Below are 16,755 nucleotides of genomic sequence, written 5' to 3'. Positions count from 1 at the left end.
CCGTACCTGCCACATGTCTTTCGAGCTACTCGCCACCGATGGCAAGGCGCGTCGGGGGCGTCTGACCTTTCCTCGCGGAACCGTGGAAACGCCGGCCTTCATGCCGGTAGGCACCTACGGTACCGTCAAGGGCGTGCTGCCGCGGGACATCGAAGCGATCGGTGCGCAGATCATCCTGGGCAACACCTTTCACCTCTGGTTGCGACCCGGCACCGAGGTGATCAAGCGCCACGGCGACCTGCACGACTTCATGCAGTGGCAGGGGCCGATCCTTACCGATTCCGGTGGTTTTCAGGTGTTCAGTCTGGGGGCGATGCGCAAGATCAAGGAGGAGGGCGTCTACTTCGCGTCGCCGGTCGATGGCGCCAAGGTGTTCATGGGGCCGGAAGAGTCCATGCAGGTCCAGCGTGACCTGGGCTCGGATATCGTGATGATCTTCGATGAGTGCACGCCCTATCCGGCTGACGAGGACGTCGCGCGCCGCTCGATGGAATTGTCGCTGCGCTGGGCCAAGCGCTCCAAGGTCGCTCATGGCGACAACCCGTCGGCACTGTTCGGCATCGTTCAGGGCGGCATGCACGAGTCGCTGCGCATGCGCTCGCTGGACGGGTTGTGCGAGATCGGCTTCGACGGCCTGGCGATTGGCGGGCTTTCCGTGGGCGAGCCGAAAGAGGAGATGATTCGCGTGCTGGACTTCCTGCCGCCGCAGATGCCAGCCGACAAGCCGCGCTATCTGATGGGCGTGGGCAAGCCGGAAGATCTGGTCGAAGGGGTGCGGCGGGGCGTGGACATGTTCGACTGCGTGATGCCGACGCGTAACGCGCGCAACGGCCATCTGTTCACCGACACCGGCGTCATCAAGATTCGCAACGCGGTGCACAAGCACGACGATTCGCCACTCGATCCGAGCTGCGATTGTTACACCTGCAAACACTTCTCCCGCGCCTATCTGCATCACCTGGATAAATGCGGCGAAATGCTGGGTAGCATGTTGAATACCATCCACAACCTGCGGCATTACCAGCGGGTGATGGCTGGTTTACGCGACGCCATTCAACAGGGTACATTGGCGGCCTTTGTCGACGCCTTTTATGCCAAGCGCGGTCTGCCAACGCCGCCGCTTGCGTGACGTGCCAGAGCAAAACAATCCTTTCTGCAACAGGAGTGCTACATGAGCTTTCTGATTCCCGCCGCCTATGCCCAGGAGGCTGCCGCTGGTCCTGCCGGCACCGGCTTCGAGTGGGTGTTTCTGGTCGGTTTTCTGGTCATCTTCTATCTGATGATCTGGCGCCCCCAGGCCAAGCGGGCCAAGGAACACAAGAACCTGATCGCCGGCCTGCAGAAGGGCGACGAAGTGGTCACCTCCGGCGGCATCGCCGGCAAGGTCACCAAGGTCGCTGACGATTTCGTGGTGATCGAGGTTTCCGACAACGTTGAGCTGAAGTTCCAGAAAGTGGCTATCGCCGCCACGCTGCCCAAGGGCACGCTGAAAGCGATCTGAGCTGACTTCATTCAACACCGACGGGGCGCGCAAGGCGCCCCGCGTTCATTAAACGGGCTGCGTCATGCTCAATAGATTCCCTCTCTGGAAATACCTGCTGATTCTGGCAGTGCTCGCGGTTGCTTTTGTTTATTCGGCGCCCAACCTCTATCCGGACGATCCGGCGATCCAGGTCACCGGTGCCAGCGCGGCACAGGAGATCGGTATGGCCGATCTCGAGCGCATAAGCCAGGCGCTCGAGGAAGGCGGCATTGCGGTGAAGTCCGCTTCGCTCGACGAACAGGGCCGTGGTGGTCTCGTGCGTCTGGAGCGTCAGGATGATCAACTGCCGGCCAAAGATATCGTTCGGCGCACGCTGGGTGATGCCTATGTCGTTGCGCTCAACCTTGCACCGACCACTCCAGACTGGCTGCGCAGTCTCGGTGCCAGCCCCATGAAGCTCGGTCTCGACCTCTCCGGCGGCGTGCACTTCCTGCTGGAAGTCGATATGGAGAAGGCCATCGAGACGCGGCTGAATGTCTCCGAAGGCGAGGTCAAAAGCCTGCTGCGCAAAGAGCGCGTGCGCTATCGCAGCCTGCCGAATCTGAAGGATGCCGTGCAGCTGGGCTTCGCCGATCAGGAAACCCTGAGCGCCGCTCAGTCGCTGATTCGCAAGAACTTCACCGATTTCGAGCTGACCACCAGCGAGCGCAACGGCCAATTCGTGCTGCGTCTGACGCTGACCGAGGCCAAGTTGGCTGAGATCCGCGAATATTCGATCAAGCAGAACCTGACCACCGTGCGCAACCGCGTCAACGAGCTGGGCGTCGCCGAGCCGCTGGTGCAGCGCCAGGGGGCCAACCGCATCGTGGTCGAACTGCCGGGCGTACAGGACACTGCCGAAGCCAAGCGCATTCTCGGCAAGACGGCCAATCTGGAGTTCCGCCTTGCGGCCGAGTCCGATGCGCCGCGCGCCTCGACCGAAACCTTCGAGTTCCGCGAGGAAGGTCGTCCGCCCGTGCAGCTCGAGCGTACCCTGATCATCACCGGTGATCAGGTGACCGATGCGCAAGCCAGTTACGACGAAAACGGCCGCCCGCAGGTGAATATTCGCCTCGACGGACATGGCGGCGATCTGATGAACCGCGCTACCCGCAGCAACGTCGGGCGCAGCATGGCGGTGATCTTCATCGAGCAGCGGCCGCTGACTCGCTACGTGCGGCAGATGGTCGATGGCGTCGAGCAGGAAGTGCGGGTCGAAACCTTCCAGGAAGAAAAGAAGATCATCAGTCTGGCGACCATCCAGTCGCCGCTCGGCAGTCAGTTCCGCATTACCGGCCTCAATGGTCAGGGCGAATCGTCGGAACTTGCCCTGCTGCTGCGCGCTGGTGGTCTGGCGGCGCCGATGTACTTCGCCGAGGAGCGCACCATCGGTCCGAGCCTGGGCGCCGAGAACATCAAGCTGGGCGTGCAGGCCGCGATGTGGGGCTTCCTCTTCGTCGCCATCTTCATGGTGCTGATCTACAAGTTCTTCGGCGTGCTTGCCACCATTGCGCTGCTGTTCAACATGGTCGCGCTGACGGCATTGATGTCGATGCTCAACGCCACGCTGACCCTGCCAGGTATCGCCGGTATCGTGCTGACCATGGGTATGGCGGTGGACGCCAACGTGCTCATCTTCTCGCGTATTCGTGAGGAGATTGCCAATGGCATGTCGATCCAGCGGGCCATCCACGAGGGCTTCGACAGGGCCTTCTCGGCGATCCTCGACGGCAACCTCACCACCTTGCTGGTGGGCGGCATCCTGTTCGCCATGGGTACCGGCCCGATCAAGGGTTTCGCGGTGACCCTGTCGATCGGCATCCTGACGTCGATGTTCACCGCAATCATCGTGACGCGCGGCATGGTCAACCTGATCTACGGTGGCCGCGATCTCAAGAAGCTGTGGATTTAAGGGGCTAGCACGATGAAGCGCGTTATCAATTTCATGGGCGTCCGCCATGTGGCCTTCGCCCTTACCGTGCTGCTCACGGTCGCCTCGCTGGGAAGCCTGGTGGTCAAGGGGCTGAATTTCGGGCTGGATTTCACCGGCGGCACGCTGATCGAGTTGGGCTACGAGCGTCCAGTCGAGCTCGAGCAGGTTCGTGGTCAGCTGGTCCAGGCCGGCTTCACCGATGCCGTGGTGCAGAGCTTTGGCGCGACTACCGACGTACTGGTGCGCATGCCGGGCGACGATCCCCAGTTGGGTGAGCGCATCGCCAGCGCCTTGCGCAACGCCGATGGCGGCAACGCGGTCAGCGTCAAGCGCGTTGAGTTCGTCGGGCCGGCGGTCGGTGAAGAGCTGCGCGATCAGGGTGGTCTCGGCATGCTGCTGGCGCTGGGCGGCATCCTGGTGTACGTGGCGTTCCGCTTCCAGTGGAAGTTTGGCTTCGGCGCCGTGCTGTCGCTGTTCCACGACGTGATCGTGGTCCTGGGCGTGTTCTCCTTCTTCCAGATCTCCTTCGACCTGACGGTGCTGGCGGCTGTGCTGGCGGTGATCGGCTACTCGTTGAACGACACCATTGTCATCTTCGACCGGATCCGCGAGAACTTCCGCATGCTGCGCAAGGCTGAGCTGCTGGAGAACATCAACATCTCCACCACCCAGACGCTGCTGCGCACTATGGCCACTTCGGTCTCCACGCTGCTGGCAGTTGGGGCGCTGATGGTCTTCGGCGGCGAGAATCTGTGGGGGTTCTCGCTGGCGCTGCTGATCGGCGTCGGCGTTGGTACCTACTCGTCGGTCTACGTTGCCGGCACGCTGCTGGTCTGGCTCAAACTCACGCGTGACGATCTGATTCCGCCGGTGGTGGAAGAAGAGGCCGACGAGCGCCCCTGATCCTCTTTCGAACTTCCGCAGCCTTGCGAGGTCCAAGGCTGCGGAACGGGCGCAGCCCGAAGGAAGAGGATGTCACAGTGAACAAGTCCATGTTGGTCGGTACGGCACTTGGAGTGGTCGTTGCCACGGCTGGTGGAGCTTTCGCTACTTATAGCCTGGTCGATCGCGGTCCGAAGTTCGCCGAGGTGCTGGCGGTCGAACCTATCAAGGAAACCATCCGAACGCCGCGTGAAGTCTGCAAGGACGTCACAGTGACCCGGCAGAAGCCTGTGCAGGACGAGCACCGGATCGCAGGTACCGCAGTGGGCGCCGTCGTCGGTGGTCTGCTGGGTAACCAGGTCGGTGGCGGCAATGGCAAGAAGATCGCCACGGTCGCCGGTGCGGTCGGCGGTGGTTATGCCGGCAATCAGGTGCAGGGGCGCATGCAAGCCAACAGCACCTACACCACCACCGAGACCCGCTGCAGCACGGTCACCGACACGCACGACAAGATCGTCGGCTATGACGTCAAGTACGATCTGGCTGGCAAGGTCGGGCGCGTACGGATGGATCGTGATCCGGGCAGTCAGATTCCGGTACAGGATGGGCAGCTGATGGTGTCTCAGCAGTGAACTGAACAAGCTGCATAAAAAAACGCCCCTGTTGGGGCGTTTTTCTTTTGCCTCACGCTCAGCGCTTGAGCGACGGCGTAAGGTGGGGCTGGATGGTCGTCAGCACAGCCTTGAAGCACTTGGTATTGCCGGCCACGATCTGTCCCTTCTCGAGGAATTCATGGCCGCCGCTGAAGTCGCTCACCAGGCCGCCAGCCTCTTGGATCAGAAGTGCGCCGGCCGCCATGTCCCACTCGGAAAGGCCGAACTCCCAGAACGCATCGAAGCGGCCCGCGGCTACGTAGGCCAGATCGAGGCTCGCCGCTCCGGCGCGTCGCAGGCCGGAGGTCTGGCCGACCAGGCTGCGGAACATGTTCAGGTAGCTGTCCAGGTTGTCCAGTTGGCCGTCCTTGAACGGAAAGCCCGTGCCGAGAAGGGCGCCGTCCAGGCTCTTGCGCGAGCTGACGCGCAGGCGCCGGCCATTCAGGGCTGCGCCACGGCCGCGGCTTGCGGTGAATTCTTCCTGACGGACCGGGTCCAGGACGACGGCATGCTCGAGACGGCCGCGGTATTTGCAGGCGATGCTCACGGCATAGTGGGGAATGCCGCGCACGAAGTTGGTCGTGCCATCCAGCGGGTCGATGATCCACAGGTAATCGGCGCCGTCACCGCTGCCTTCGAGCAGTCCACCTTCCTCGCCAAGGATGCCGTGATTCGGATAGGCCTTGCGCAGCGCTGCAACGATGCTCTGCTCGGCCGCCTTGTCGATCTCGGTGACGTAATCCTTTGCTTCTTTCTCGTTGACCGAGATTGCATCCAGGCGATCGGTGGAACGGACAATCAGTTCGCCGGCGCTGCGGGCGGCGCGCAGCGCGATATTCAGCATGGGCTGCATGGATCAATTACCTGGTCGTTAAAGAAAGCGCGAAATTCTATCAGGAAAGCTCGGGCGCATGTAGCGTCACCGGCCTCGCTGCAGGCTTTGGTCGATGGCGGACGGCGAGCGGCTTCCTGTAAGCTTTCCGCTGGTTTTCTTGCTGAGACTCATCGTGTCGTTGCAGAACATTCGAGTGGTGCTGGTCAATACCAGCCACGCCGGCAACATCGGCGGCGCGGCGCGGGCCATGAAGAACATGGGCCTGTCGCGTCTGGTGCTGGTTGATCCGGAAGATTTTCCTAGCCCGGACGCGGTCGCCCGGGCGTCCGGCGCGACCGATATTCTCGATTCGGCCCAGATCGTCGCCACGCTGGAAGAGGCGCTGGTCGGCTGCAGTCTGGTGCTTGGCACCAGTGCCCGGGATCGGCGCATACCCTGGCCGCTCCTGGACCCGCGCGAGTGCGCCGCTGTATCGGTGGAGCAGGCTGCCGCCGGTAGCGACGTGGCGCTGGTGTTCGGTCGTGAGTACGCCGGCCTGACCAATGAAGAGCTGCAGCGCTGCCAGTACCATGTCCATATCCCGTCCGATCCCCAGTTCAGCTCGCTGAATCTCGCCGCTGCCGTCCAGGTGCTTACCTACGAGGTGCGCATGGCCTGGCTGGCGGCAGAGGGGCGGCCGACGAAGGTGGAAAAGCTGGAGACCACGGCAATGCTCGACGCGCAGCCGGTCACGGTGGACGAGCTGGAAAACTATTTCGGCCACCTTGAGCAGACGCTGGTGGATATCGGTTTTCTCGACCCGGCCAAGCCGCGCCATCTGATGCCGCGCCTGCGCAGGCTGTACGGGCGCAGCGGAATCAGCAAGCTGGAGATGAACATCCTGCGGGGCATTCTCACCGAGACGCAAAAGGCGGCCCGCGGCGAACCTCACAAGCGGAGAAGTGATTGATGTTCGAACGCATGCGCGAAGACATCCAAAGCGTATTCCATCGCGATCCGGCAGCCCGCAACGCGTTCGAGGTGCTGACCTGTTATCCGGGGCTGCACGCCATCTGGATCCATCGACTTTCCCATTGGCTGTGGACGCATGAGTGGAAATGGCTGGCGCGCATGTCGTCGAATCTCGGGCGTTGGCTGACCGGGGTGGAGATTCACCCGGGTGCACGGATCGGGCGTCGTTTCTTCATCGACCACGGGATGGGTATCGTCATTGGTGAGACCGCCGAGATCGGTGACGACGTGACGCTCTACCACGGCGTGACATTGGGTGGGACCAGCTGGAACAAGGGCAAGCGCCATCCGACGCTCGAGGATGGCGTGATCGTCGGTGCGGGCGCGAAGATTCTCGGCCCCTTCACTGTGGGGGCGGGCGCGAAGATCGGTTCGAATGCGGTCGTGACGCGCGAGGTTCCGCCAGGCGCCACGGCCGTCGGGATACCGGGGCGCATCATCGTGAAGTCCAGCGACGAGCAGGAAGCAAGACGTAAGGCCATCGCCGAGAAGATCGGTTTCGATGCCTATGGGGTCAGCGAGGACATGCCCGATCCGGTAGCGCGAGCGATTGGGCAGTTGCTGGATCACGTGCAGGCGGTTGAAGAGCGTCTGGAGGGCATGTGCGGGGCGCTCAAGGCGCTCGGGAGTGACTATTGCGCCAAGGAGTTGCCCGAACTGCGCGAGGAGGATTTCGTGGAGGTGAAATCCGAAGGCGGCGAGCCGCGTGCATGAAGTGCGGGTGCTGGCAGCAGCTGGTATCATGCGGCTGTTTCCGATCGGGCGGTCTTCACCTGCAGACAAATAAAGCCCGACTAAATCAATAGGTCTTATAGTTGACTTAAATACTCGGGAATAGCATACTTGCGCCAAACCGTAATGCTTGGTGCAGACCGATGCGATTGACCACCAAAGGCCGTTATGCCGTGACCGCCATGCTTGATCTGGCGCTCCATGCCCAGCATGGTCCGGTCTCTTTGGCCGATATTTCCGAACGTCAGGGGATCTCGCTTTCCTATCTTGAGCAGCTGTTTGCCAAGCTCCGCCGCAGCGCTTTGGTGACCAGTGTGCGTGGCCCGGGGGGCGGTTATCAGCTCTCGCGCGACATGGCCGATATTCAGGTCGCTCAGGTAATCGATGCGGTCAACGAATCCGTCGATGCGACACGTTGCCAAGGCTTAGGAGGCTGTCACTCCGGCGATACCTGCCTGACCCATCACCTGTGGTGCGATCTCAGTGATCGAATCCATGAATTCCTCAGTGGCATCAGTCTGGCCGACCTGGTCAATCGCCAGGACGTGCAGCAGGTCGCTCTGCGCCAGGATATGCGCAAGGCCGGGGGCTCGTTGCCGCAAATGGACAAGATAGAAGCGTCCGCCATCGAATGAGCAGGGCGACCGCCTGATAGGAGATATCTGAATGAAATTGCCGATTTACCTCGACTATTCCGCCACTACCCCGGTGGATCCTCGTGTCGCTGCCAAGATGATCGAATGCCTCACCAATGAAGGCAATTTTGGTAACCCGGCTTCACGCTCCCACGCCTTCGGCTGGAAAGCCGAAGAGGCGGTGGAAAATGCGCGCCGTCAGGTTGCCGAGCTGGTCAATGCCGACCCGCGGGAGATCGTCTGGACATCTGGTGCGACCGAGTCGGACAACCTGGCCATCAAGGGCGTCGCACATTTCTATGCGTCCAAGGGCAAGCACATCGTCACCACCAAGATCGAGCACAAGGCCGTACTGGATACCACCCGACAGCTCGAGCGCGAAGGCTTCGAGGTGACCTACATCGAGCCGGGCGAGGATGGCATCGTCACGCCGGCGATGGTTGAAGCTGCATTGCGCGACGACACCATTCTTGTGTCGGTCATGCACGTGAACAACGAAATCGGCACCATCAATGACATCACCGCCATTGGCGAGCTGACGCGCTCTCGCGGCATTCTTTTCCACGTCGATGCGGCGCAGTCGACCGGCAAGGTCGAGATCGATCTGGAGAAGATGAAGGTCGATCTGATGTCCTTTTCTGCTCATAAGACCTACGGCCCGAAGGGGGTCGGTGCGCTCTATGTTCGCCGTAAGCCGCGCGTGCGCCTCGAGGCGCAGATGCATGGCGGTGGCCACGAGCGGGGCATGCGCTCCGGTACCCTGGCTACTCATCAGCTGGTCGGAATGGGCGAGGCCTTTCATTTGGCCAAGCTGGAGATGGCTCAGGAAAACGAGCGTATTCGCGCTCTGCGGGATCGCTTCTACAAGCAGGTCGAGCACCTGGAAGAGCTGTACGTCAATGGCAGCATGACTGCGCGTGTCCCGCACAACCTCAACCTCAGCTTCAATTATGTCGAGGGTGAGTCGCTGATCATGGCCCTCAAGGATCTGGCGGTATCTTCTGGGTCCGCCTGTACATCTGCTTCGTTGGAGCCTTCCTATGTGCTGCGTGCATTGGGGCGCAACGATGAGCTGGCGCACAGCTCCATTCGCTTCAGTTTTGGTCGATTCACCACCGAAGAGGAAATCGACTACGCAGCGCAGAAGGTTTGCGAAGCCGTGACCAAGCTGCGAGAGCTTTCGCCCCTGTGGGACATGTTCAAAGATGGCGTCGACATTTCCAAGGTCGAGTGGCAAGCCCACTGACTGGCGTCTAACGCCGCATCGCCTGATATAGAGAGGATTTCACCATGGCATACAGTGACAAGGTCATCGACCACTACGAAAACCCGCGCAACGTCGGCAAGTTCGACGCTGAAGACCCGAGCATCGGTACCGGCATGGTAGGCGCGCCGGCATGTGGCGACGTGATGCGTTTGCAGATCAAGGTCAACGAGCAGGGTGTCATTGAAGATGCCAAGTTCAAGACCTATGGTTGCGGCTCCGCCATCGCCTCCAGCTCGCTTGCTACCGAGTGGATGAAGGGCAAAACCCTGGAAGAAGCGGAGACCATCAAGAACACGCAGCTGGCCGAAGAGCTGGCGCTGCCGCCGGTCAAGATTCACTGCTCGGTACTCGCCGAAGACGCGATCAAGGCGGCAGTGCGTGACTACCGTGAAAAGAAAGGTCTGCTTTAAGGAGCGTTGCGATGGCTATCACCATGACGCCCGCTGCCGCGCAGCATGTCCGCCGCTCCCTTGAGGGGCGCGGCAAAGGCGTGGGCGTGAGGCTGGGAGTTCGCACCACCGGCTGCTCTGGTCTGGCTTACGTGCTGGAGTTTGTCGACGAGACCGCCGCCGAGGACTCGGTGTTCGAAAGCCACGGGGTCAAGGTGATCATCGACCCCAAGAGTCTCGTCTATCTCGACGGAACCGAACTCGATTTCGTTCGTGAAGGCCTTAACGAGGGCTTCAAGTTCAACAACCCGAACGTTCGTGGCGAGTGCGGCTGCGGCGAGAGCTTCAACATCTGAGGACGCTGTGGGTACTCCTTGTCATTTCGCATTGTTCGAGCTGAAGCCGGATTTCGATCTGGATCTTGAGCGACTAGCCGATCGTTACCGCGAGCTCGCTCGTCAGACTCATCCCGACCGTTTTGCGGATGCCAGCGAGAGCGAGCAGCGTCAAGCGCTCGAGCGGTCTGCCAATCTCAATGAGGCATACCAGACGCTGCGGATTCCGAGTCGGCGGGCGCGCTATCTGCTAGCCCTCGAAGGGCATGACGTGCCGCTGGAGGCCACGGTTCAGGATCCTGATTTCCTGATGCAGCAGATGCATTGGCGCGAGGAGCTCGAAGAGCTCCATGAACAGGCGGATTTGGACGGCGTCGCTGCCTTCAAGTCGCGGCTCAAGCAGGCCCAGCAAAAGCTGAACGACGACTTTGCGCAGGTCTGGCAACTTCCGGCGCGTCGCGCCGATGCCGAACGGCTGGTGCGGCGAATGCAGTTTCTCGACAAGCTGACCCAGGAAGTGCGCCAACTCGAAGAGCGCCTCGACGATTAACCCCGCGCAGTGCCAGACGCTGCGCCCGATATCAGACAGACATGGCCTTACTTCAGATTGCCGAGCCAGGACAGAGCCCACAGCCTCATCAACGCCGCCTGGCTGTAGGAATAGACCTGGGCACCACCAATTCCCTCGTGGCTGCGCTGCGCAGTGGTATCACCGCGCCGCTGCCCGACGCCGAAGGACAGGTGATTCTGCCTTCTGTCGTGCGTTATCACCCTGATTATGTTGAGGTGGGTGCGCAAGCCAAGCTTGCCGCCGCGAGCGATCCCTTCAATACCATCAGTTCGATCAAGCGCCTGATGGGGCGTGGGTTGGCCGACGTCAAGCAGCTGGGGGAGCAGTTGCCCTATCGTTTCCGCGAAGGCGAATCGCAAATGCCTTTCATCGAGACGGTGCAGGGGGCCAGGAGTCCGGTTGAGGTGTCCGCTGAGATACTTCGAACGTTGCGTCAGCGGGCAGAGGCCAGTCTGGGGGGCGAGCTTGTCGGTGCAGTAATCACCGTGCCGGCATATTTCGACGATGCTCAGCGCCAGGCAACCAAGGATGCCGCACGTATTGCCGGGCTCAACGTGCTGCGGCTGCTCAACGAGCCGACCGCTGCGGCTGTGGCCTATGGCCTAGATCGGCAAGCAGAGGGCGTCGTCGCGATCTACGATCTGGGCGGTGGCACGTTCGACATCTCGATTCTGAGGTTGACCAAGGGGGTGTTCGAAGTATTGGCGACCGGCGGCGATACCGCGCTGGGTGGTGATGACTTCGATCATGCCGTGGCTGACTGGATCGTCGTGCAGGCTGGTGTCTCCGGCGACCTGACTCCGGGTAGCCAGCGCGAGTTGCTGAAGCTCGCCTGTGATGCGAAGGAACGCCTCAGTTCGGCTGACGCGGTCACGATCAATTACGCTGGTTGGTCGGGCGAGCTGCGCCGGGAAACTTTCGATTCCCTGATCGAGCCCTTGGTTGCGCGTAGCCTGAAGGCCTGCCGGCGCGCCGTGCGTGATTCCGGCGTGGAGCTTGAAGAAATCACCGCGGTGGTCATGGTGGGCGGCTCGACGCGGGTGCCCAGGGTGCGCTCCGCGGTCGGGCAGCTGTTCGGTCGTGAGCCGCTGACCGATATCGATCCTGATGAAGTCGTGGCGATCGGCGCCGCGATCCAGGCCGAAACGCTGGCTGGCAACAATCGTGATGGCGAAGAGTTGCTGCTGCTCGATGTGATCCCGCTGTCGTTGGGGCTGGAAACCATGGGCGGACTGATGGAGAAGATCATTCCGCGCAACACCACGATACCGGTGGCTCGCGCTCAGGACTTCACCACCTACAAAGATGGCCAGACGGCCATGATGATTCACGTGCTGCAGGGCGAGCGCGAGCTGATCGCTGACTGCCGGTCGTTGGCGCGGTTCGAGCTGCGCGGCATTCCGCCGATGGTTGCCGGTGCTGCCAAGATTCGCGTGACATTCCAGGTCGACGCCGACGGCCTGCTCAGTGTTTCTGCTCGAGAGCTCGCATCAGGGGTCGAGGCCAACATTCAGGTCAAGCCGTCTTATGGGCTGACCGATGGCGAAATAGCCCGAATGTTGGAGGATTCGTTCCGCAAGGCGGACGACGATCGTCATGCGCGCGCCTTGCGTGAGCAGCTGGTTGAGGCTCAGCGTCTGCTGGAGGCCGTCGAGGCAGCATTGGAAGCCGATGGCGAGCGCCTGCTTGCTGCTGAGGAGCGCGCTGCCATCGAAGCGCAGATGGAAGAGTTGCGCACGCTGCTCGACAGCCAAGACGTGTCCGCCATCGAGCGCCAGACCAAACGCCTGAGCCAGATCACCGACGCCTTTGCTGCGCGTCGTCTGGACTCCACCGTCAAGGCCGCGCTGGCCGGACGGCGGCTCAACGATATCGAGGATTAACCCGAATGCCGCAAATCATTTTCCTGCCTAACGTTGACCATTGCCCCGAAGGGGCTGTCATCGAGGCTCAGGCTGGCGAGACTGTGCTGGACGCCGCGCTGCGTAATGGCATCGATATCGAGCATGCCTGCGAGAAGTCCTGCGCGTGCACGACCTGTCATGTGGTGATCCGCGAGGGTTTCCAGTCGCTCGAGGCGTCAGACGAACTCGAAGATGACATGCTCGACAAGGCCTGGGGGCTGGAGCCGAATTCGCGGCTCTCCTGTCAGGCGGTTGTGGCGGATACCGACTTGGTCGTGGAAATACCCAAGTACACGATCAATCAGGTGTCGGAAGGGCATTGAGGAAGCGGACCATGCAACTGAAGTGGACGGATGTACAAGAGATCGCCATCGAGCTGGCCGAGAGCAAGACCGATGTCGACCCGCGCTTCGTGAATTTTGTCGATCTGCATCGCTGGGTGATGGAGCTGCCGAACTTTACCGACGAGCCAGGGCGAGGCGGCGAGAAGGTGCTCGAAGCGATCCAGTCTGCCTGGATTGAAGAGGCCGAGTAGGTCGTCGCGTTTTTTTCGCTCCTGCCTGGAATGCGGCCGATGCAGCCGTTCGGCGGCCGGTCGGCTCGTCCAGGTACTGCCCTCTACCCTTATGTTTTGCCAGCGACCCGCGTATAATCCGCGGGTTTACTCGTTCGCTTTAACCCATCAGTTTTGGAGTCCTACATGGCCCTGCAACGCACCTTCTCCATCATCAAGCCTGACGCTGTCGCCAAGAACGTGATCGGCGAAATCACCACCCGTTTCGAGAAGGCCGGCCTGCGCGTCGTCGCTTCCAAGATGGTTCAGCTGTCCGAGCGCGAAGCCGCTGGTTTCTACGCCGAGCACAGCGAGCGTGGCTTCTTCAAGGATCTGGTTGCCTTCATGACTTCCGGTCCGGTCATCGTTCAGGTGCTCGAAGGCGAGAACGCCATTGCCAAGAACCGTGAGCTGATGGGCGCTACCAACCCGAAGGAAGCTGCTCCGGGTACCATCCGCGCTGACTTCGCTGTCTCCATCGACGAGAACGCCGTTCACGGTTCCGATTCGGAAGCCTCGGCCGCCCGCGAAATCGCCTACTTCTTCGCTGCCACCGAAGTGTGCGCACGCATTCGCTGAGTGAGCGAAGGTGAATCCAATGATTGCCACGACCGGTAAGGTGAATCTGCTGGGTCTGACCCAGTCGCAACTGGAAAGCTTCTTCGAGTCCATCGGAGAGAAGCGTTTTCGCGCCGGTCAGGTGATGAAATGGATTCACCACTTTGGCGTCGATGATTTCGATGCCATGAGCAATCTCGGCAAGGCCCTGCGCGAAAAGCTCAAGGCCTGTGCCGAGATTCGCGGCCCGGAGATCGTCAGCGAAGACATCTCCAGCGACGGTACCCGTAAATGGGTCGTACGTGTCGCTTCGGGCAGCTGTGTGGAAACGGTTTACATCCCGCAAGGTGGCCGCGGCACGCTGTGCGTTTCCTCCCAGGCCGGCTGCGCGCTGGATTGCAGCTTCTGTTCCACCGGCAAGCAAGGTTTCAACAGCAATCTCACGGCGGCCGAGGTGATCGGTCAGGTCTGGATTGCCAACAAATCATTCGGCACCGTCCCGGCGAAGATCGATCGCGCCATCACCAATGTGGTGATGATGGGGATGGGCGAGCCGTTGCTGAATTTCGACAATGTCGTCGCCGCTATGCAGATCATGATGGATGATCTCGGCTACGGCATATCCAAGCGCAAGGTGACTCTATCGACCTCCGGCGTCGTGCCGATGATCGATGAGCTGGCGAAGGTCATCGATGTATCGCTGGCGCTGTCGCTGCATGCTCCGAACGATGCGCTGCGTGATCAGCTGGTGCCGATCAACAAGAAGTATCCGCTGGATGTCCTGCTCGAGGCGTGCAAGCGTTATGTCTCGAGGCTTGGCGAGAAGCGTGTGCTGACCGTTGAGTACACCTTGCTCAAAGGTGTCAACGATCAGCCCGAGCACGCCGAGCAGATGATCGCCTTGCTGGCGGGTATCCCGTGCAAGATCAATCTGATTCCATTCAATCCGTTCCCTCATTCCGGATATGAGCGGCCGAGCAACAATGCCATCCGCCGTTTTCAGGACATCCTGCACAAAGGCGGGCACAATGTGACGGTGCGTACCACCCGCGGCGAAGACATCGACGCGGCCTGCGGTCAGCTGGTCGGCCAGGTTCTGGACCGGACGCGTCGAAGCGAGCGTTACATCGCTGTGCGCGAGCTGCAGAGCGAGCCGGGTGCGGCGCACATGGCTTCGAACCGATCCTGAGGGGGATGCTGATGACTCTGCGCGCTGCGCTGCTGCTTCTACTGACCGGCCTGTTGGCCGGTTGTGTGTCTTCTGGCACCGTTGATCCGCTGAGGACCGACCAGGGACGGCGTGAGGCGCGTGATGCCTACATCCAGTTGGGTATCGGCTATCTGCAGCAAGGCGCTGCCGGCCGCGCCAAGACCCCTTTACGCAAGGCGCTCGAGATCGACCCGCGTAGCGCCGACGCCCATGCCGCGCTGGCTCTGGTGTTCCAGACCGAAATGGAGAACGATCTGGCCGACAAGCACTACCGCGAGGCGCTCTCCGCTCGCAAGGACGCGCGTATCCTCAACAACTACGGCAGCTTTCTGTTCGAGCAGAAACGGTATGCCGAAGCGATGGAGCGTTTCAGCCAGGCCGCCGAGGACAACCTGTATCCGGAGCGTGCGCGGGTCTTTCAGAACCTCGGTATGACTGCGCTGCAGATGGGGCAGCGGGACGAGGCCGAACGATATTTCACCCGCTCTCTGCGTCTCGACGGCCGGCAACCGCGAGCCCTGCTTGAGCTCGCGCTCATGGCCTATGAGGACAAGCAGTACGTTCCTGCGAAACGTTATTACGACAGCTTCAGCCAGTTGGCCGAGCAGAATGCGCGTAGCCTGTTGCTTGGCATTCGCCTGGCCAACATCCATCAGGACCGCGACACGGCTGCGAGCCTCGGACTGCAGTTGAGAAGGTTGTATCCCGGCACGGATGAGTACAAGCAATATCTTTCGGAGCAACGATGACCGCGCCGCACCAAGAATCCGCTGTACCAATGGGCAACAACCCGGGCGAGACGCTGCGATCTGCGCGTGAAGAAAAGGGCTGGACCCTCGCGGCGGTAGCGCAGCAATTGAATCTCACCGAGCGGGCGCTGGCCCGTATCGAAGCCGGCGACTTCAGCCAGTTGCCGGGACACACCTTTGCCCGTGGTTATGTGCGGGCTTATGCCAAGTTGCTCGGGCTTGATCAGACCCGTCTTGTGCAGGAGTTCGATCTGCACACGGGTACCAATGCTTCTGGCAGTAACGTCAACAGCCTCGGCCGTATCGAGGAGCCGGGCCGGCTGTCGCGTAGCTTCATGCGCCTGTTCGGCTTCGTGCTGCTCCTCGTTCTTGCTGCGGCAGCCTGGTATTGGTGGCAGGAGCGCTCAACCCGTGAGGCCCTGACTCCGCCAGTTTCCGCCCTGGAGCGGATCGAAGTGGAGGGTGCGGACGGGACGACCGAAATCCATCTTCTCGATCGGGCGGATGAGGATGCTGCGGTCGAGCTGGCGGAGCCGACGGAACAAGGATCAGCCTTGTCGCCTGGTGAAATGTCGACGCCTGTCGAGAGCTCGCAGGCCTCGACCGATGCCGAATCCGGCGAGGTGGGTGTAGAGGCGGCTCAATCGCTTCCCTTGACCGAGTCTGAGTCCGGCGTCGCGTCCTCGCCGGCAGAATCTACACCGGTCGAGCTGCCTTCCGGCAATGCAACCGTGCCAGTGGAGACCTCGGAAAGCGCCAGCGCGACGGCACCCGGTGAGGCGGTTCTCGAACTGCGTTTCACTGCTGACTGCTGGACGCGGGTAGCGGACGCGGAAGGACGTGTGCTCTACAGCGCGCTGGCCAAGGCCGGAACCAGCCGGACGGTTAGCGGCAAGGCGCCGCTGGATGTGCATCTGGGATATGCCCGTGGTGCTCAGCTCAGTTACAACGGTGAGGCCGTGAGCCTCGCCTCTCATATGCGCGGCGAGACAGCGCGCCTCAAGCTCGGACAGTGA

20 protein-coding genes are annotated in these 16,755 nt (G+C 61.3%); 19 read left to right on the top strand and 1 reads right to left on the bottom strand.

Features of this window, described 5'->3' with window-relative positions; all coding sequences use genetic code 11:
• Nucleotides 1-13 precede the first annotated feature (13 nt).
• From tgt to NAO55_RS17330, 5 genes are all read left to right on the top strand, one after another.
• Nucleotides 14-1,129, top strand: a complete 1,116-nt coding sequence (tgt, locus tag NAO55_RS17350) for a tRNA guanosine(34) transglycosylase Tgt (RefSeq protein ID WP_102840384.1) — start codon at nt 14-16, stop codon at nt 1,127-1,129.
• A 42-nt stretch (nt 1,130-1,171) separates the two neighbouring features.
• Nucleotides 1,172-1,501, top strand: coding sequence for a preprotein translocase subunit YajC (gene yajC / locus NAO55_RS17345; protein WP_014597404.1), 330 nt, complete (start codon nt 1,172-1,174; stop codon nt 1,499-1,501).
• 64 nt (nt 1,502-1,565) lie between these two features.
• Nucleotides 1,566-3,434, top strand: coding sequence for a protein translocase subunit SecD (gene secD / locus NAO55_RS17340; RefSeq protein ID WP_013983653.1), 1,869 nt, complete (start codon nt 1,566-1,568; stop codon nt 3,432-3,434).
• 12 nt (nt 3,435-3,446) lie between these two features.
• On the top strand, nt 3,447-4,358 hold the full coding sequence (gene secF, locus NAO55_RS17335) for a protein translocase subunit SecF (RefSeq protein WP_011914143.1): 912 nt from the start codon (nt 3,447-3,449) through the stop codon (nt 4,356-4,358).
• A 77-nt stretch (nt 4,359-4,435) separates the two neighbouring features.
• Nucleotides 4,436-4,969 carry a glycine zipper 2TM domain-containing protein gene (locus NAO55_RS17330; protein ID WP_013983652.1) on the top strand — a complete coding sequence of 178 codons (534 nt, stop codon included), beginning with the start codon at nt 4,436-4,438 and terminating at the stop codon, nt 4,967-4,969.
• A gap of 58 nt (nt 4,970-5,027) precedes the next feature.
• Here NAO55_RS17330 and suhB read toward each other — a convergent pair whose 3' ends face one another.
• Complete coding sequence (gene suhB, locus NAO55_RS17325; RefSeq protein ID WP_011914141.1) at nt 5,028-5,843, bottom strand: type III secretion system regulator SuhB; 816 nt, start codon at nt 5,841-5,843, stop codon at nt 5,028-5,030.
• 94 nt (nt 5,844-5,937) lie between these two features.
• Here suhB and trmJ point away from each other — a divergent pair, with 94 nt between their 5' ends.
• The 14 genes from trmJ to NAO55_RS17255 all read left to right on the top strand — a co-directional run bounded on the left by trmJ (nt 5,938) and on the right by NAO55_RS17255 (nt 16,755).
• Nucleotides 5,938-6,774: a tRNA (cytosine(32)/uridine(32)-2'-O)-methyltransferase TrmJ gene (gene trmJ / locus NAO55_RS17320; protein WP_232244566.1), complete on the top strand. Its 837-nt coding sequence runs from the start codon at nt 5,938-5,940 to the stop codon at nt 6,772-6,774.
• Nucleotides 6,774-7,550: a serine O-acetyltransferase gene (gene cysE / locus NAO55_RS17315; RefSeq protein ID WP_102839835.1), complete on the top strand. Its 777-nt coding sequence runs from the start codon at nt 6,774-6,776 to the stop codon at nt 7,548-7,550. Before trmJ ends, cysE begins: the two co-directional genes overlap by 1 nt.
• 161 nt (nt 7,551-7,711) lie before the next feature.
• Nucleotides 7,712-8,203 (top strand): Fe-S cluster assembly transcriptional regulator IscR, encoded by a 492-nt coding sequence (gene iscR / locus NAO55_RS17310; protein ID WP_102839836.1) that lies wholly within the window; start codon nt 7,712-7,714, stop codon nt 8,201-8,203.
• Between the two features lie 31 nt (nt 8,204-8,234).
• Nucleotides 8,235-9,449: an IscS subfamily cysteine desulfurase gene (locus tag NAO55_RS17305; protein ID WP_063542441.1), complete on the top strand. Its 1,215-nt coding sequence runs from the start codon at nt 8,235-8,237 to the stop codon at nt 9,447-9,449.
• 44 nt (nt 9,450-9,493) lie between these two features.
• Nucleotides 9,494-9,880 carry a Fe-S cluster assembly scaffold IscU gene (gene iscU / locus NAO55_RS17300; RefSeq protein WP_003284664.1) on the top strand — a complete coding sequence of 129 codons (387 nt, stop codon included), beginning with the start codon at nt 9,494-9,496 and terminating at the stop codon, nt 9,878-9,880.
• 11 nt (nt 9,881-9,891) lie between these two features.
• Nucleotides 9,892-10,215: an iron-sulfur cluster assembly protein IscA gene (gene iscA, locus NAO55_RS17295; protein ID WP_013983648.1), complete on the top strand. Its 324-nt coding sequence runs from the start codon at nt 9,892-9,894 to the stop codon at nt 10,213-10,215.
• 7 nt (nt 10,216-10,222) lie between these two features.
• Nucleotides 10,223-10,744, top strand: a complete 522-nt coding sequence (hscB, locus tag NAO55_RS17290) for a co-chaperone HscB (protein WP_063542443.1) — start codon at nt 10,223-10,225, stop codon at nt 10,742-10,744.
• Between the two features lie 41 nt (nt 10,745-10,785).
• Entirely contained in the window at nt 10,786-12,648 is a 1,863-nt protein-coding gene (gene hscA / locus NAO55_RS17285; RefSeq protein ID WP_102839837.1) for a Fe-S protein assembly chaperone HscA, read from the top strand.
• 5 nt (nt 12,649-12,653) lie between these two features.
• The gene (gene fdx / locus NAO55_RS17280; protein WP_102839838.1) at nt 12,654-12,992 is read left to right on the top strand and encodes an ISC system 2Fe-2S type ferredoxin; all 339 of its coding nucleotides are present in this window, start codon (nt 12,654-12,656) and stop codon (nt 12,990-12,992) included.
• An 11-nt stretch (nt 12,993-13,003) separates the two neighbouring features.
• Nucleotides 13,004-13,204: a Fe-S cluster assembly protein IscX gene (gene iscX, locus NAO55_RS17275; RefSeq protein ID WP_102839839.1), complete on the top strand. Its 201-nt coding sequence runs from the start codon at nt 13,004-13,006 to the stop codon at nt 13,202-13,204.
• 165 nt (nt 13,205-13,369) lie between these two features.
• Nucleotides 13,370-13,801, top strand: coding sequence for a nucleoside-diphosphate kinase (gene ndk / locus NAO55_RS17270; RefSeq protein ID WP_102839840.1), 432 nt, complete (start codon nt 13,370-13,372; stop codon nt 13,799-13,801).
• 19 nt (nt 13,802-13,820) lie between these two features.
• Nucleotides 13,821-14,969: a dual-specificity RNA methyltransferase RlmN gene (gene rlmN / locus NAO55_RS17265; protein WP_102839841.1), complete on the top strand. Its 1,149-nt coding sequence runs from the start codon at nt 13,821-13,823 to the stop codon at nt 14,967-14,969.
• An 11-nt stretch (nt 14,970-14,980) separates the two neighbouring features.
• On the top strand, nt 14,981-15,739 hold the full coding sequence (gene pilW / locus NAO55_RS17260) for a type IV pilus biogenesis/stability protein PilW (RefSeq protein ID WP_102840386.1): 759 nt from the start codon (nt 14,981-14,983) through the stop codon (nt 15,737-15,739).
• Nucleotides 15,736-16,755 carry a helix-turn-helix domain-containing protein gene (locus NAO55_RS17255; protein WP_102839842.1) on the top strand — a complete coding sequence of 340 codons (1,020 nt, stop codon included), beginning with the start codon at nt 15,736-15,738 and terminating at the stop codon, nt 16,753-16,755. The genes pilW and NAO55_RS17255 overlap by 4 nt, the downstream gene beginning before the upstream one ends.

Source organism: Stutzerimonas frequens, from assembly GCF_024448335.1.
GTDB lineage: Bacteria > Pseudomonadota > Gammaproteobacteria > Pseudomonadales > Pseudomonadaceae > Stutzerimonas > Stutzerimonas frequens.
The sequence above is the reverse complement of the archived record's forward strand: the minus strand, read 5'-3'. Positions and strand labels throughout refer to the sequence as shown.

Bases quoted from the DNA above. Each gene is read 5' to 3' on its own strand.
- tgt (WP_102840384.1), top strand. From the start codon at position 14: ATGTCTTTCGAGCTACTCGCCACCGATGGCAAGGCGCGTCGGGGGCGT.
- yajC (WP_014597404.1), top strand. From the start codon at position 1,172: ATGAGCTTTCTGATTCCCGCCGCCTATGCCCAGGAGGCTGCCGCTGGT.
- secD (WP_013983653.1), top strand. From the start codon at position 1,566: ATGCTCAATAGATTCCCTCTCTGGAAATACCTGCTGATTCTGGCAGTG.
- secF (WP_011914143.1), top strand. From the start codon at position 3,447: ATGAAGCGCGTTATCAATTTCATGGGCGTCCGCCATGTGGCCTTCGCC.
- suhB (WP_011914141.1), bottom strand. From the start codon at position 5,843: ATGCAGCCCATGCTGAATATCGCGCTGCGCGCCGCCCGCAGCGCCGGC.
- trmJ (WP_232244566.1), top strand. From the start codon at position 5,938: ATGGCGGACGGCGAGCGGCTTCCTGTAAGCTTTCCGCTGGTTTTCTTG.
- cysE (WP_102839835.1), top strand. From the start codon at position 6,774: ATGTTCGAACGCATGCGCGAAGACATCCAAAGCGTATTCCATCGCGAT.
- iscR (WP_102839836.1), top strand. From the start codon at position 7,712: ATGCGATTGACCACCAAAGGCCGTTATGCCGTGACCGCCATGCTTGAT.
- NAO55_RS17305 (WP_063542441.1), top strand. From the start codon at position 8,235: ATGAAATTGCCGATTTACCTCGACTATTCCGCCACTACCCCGGTGGAT.
- iscU (WP_003284664.1), top strand. From the start codon at position 9,494: ATGGCATACAGTGACAAGGTCATCGACCACTACGAAAACCCGCGCAAC.
- iscA (WP_013983648.1), top strand. From the start codon at position 9,892: ATGGCTATCACCATGACGCCCGCTGCCGCGCAGCATGTCCGCCGCTCC.
- hscA (WP_102839837.1), top strand. From the start codon at position 10,786: ATGGCCTTACTTCAGATTGCCGAGCCAGGACAGAGCCCACAGCCTCAT.
- fdx (WP_102839838.1), top strand. From the start codon at position 12,654: ATGCCGCAAATCATTTTCCTGCCTAACGTTGACCATTGCCCCGAAGGG.
- iscX (WP_102839839.1), top strand. From the start codon at position 13,004: ATGCAACTGAAGTGGACGGATGTACAAGAGATCGCCATCGAGCTGGCC.
- ndk (WP_102839840.1), top strand. From the start codon at position 13,370: ATGGCCCTGCAACGCACCTTCTCCATCATCAAGCCTGACGCTGTCGCC.
- rlmN (WP_102839841.1), top strand. From the start codon at position 13,821: ATGATTGCCACGACCGGTAAGGTGAATCTGCTGGGTCTGACCCAGTCG.
- pilW (WP_102840386.1), top strand. From the start codon at position 14,981: ATGACTCTGCGCGCTGCGCTGCTGCTTCTACTGACCGGCCTGTTGGCC.
- NAO55_RS17255 (WP_102839842.1), top strand. From the start codon at position 15,736: ATGACCGCGCCGCACCAAGAATCCGCTGTACCAATGGGCAACAACCCG.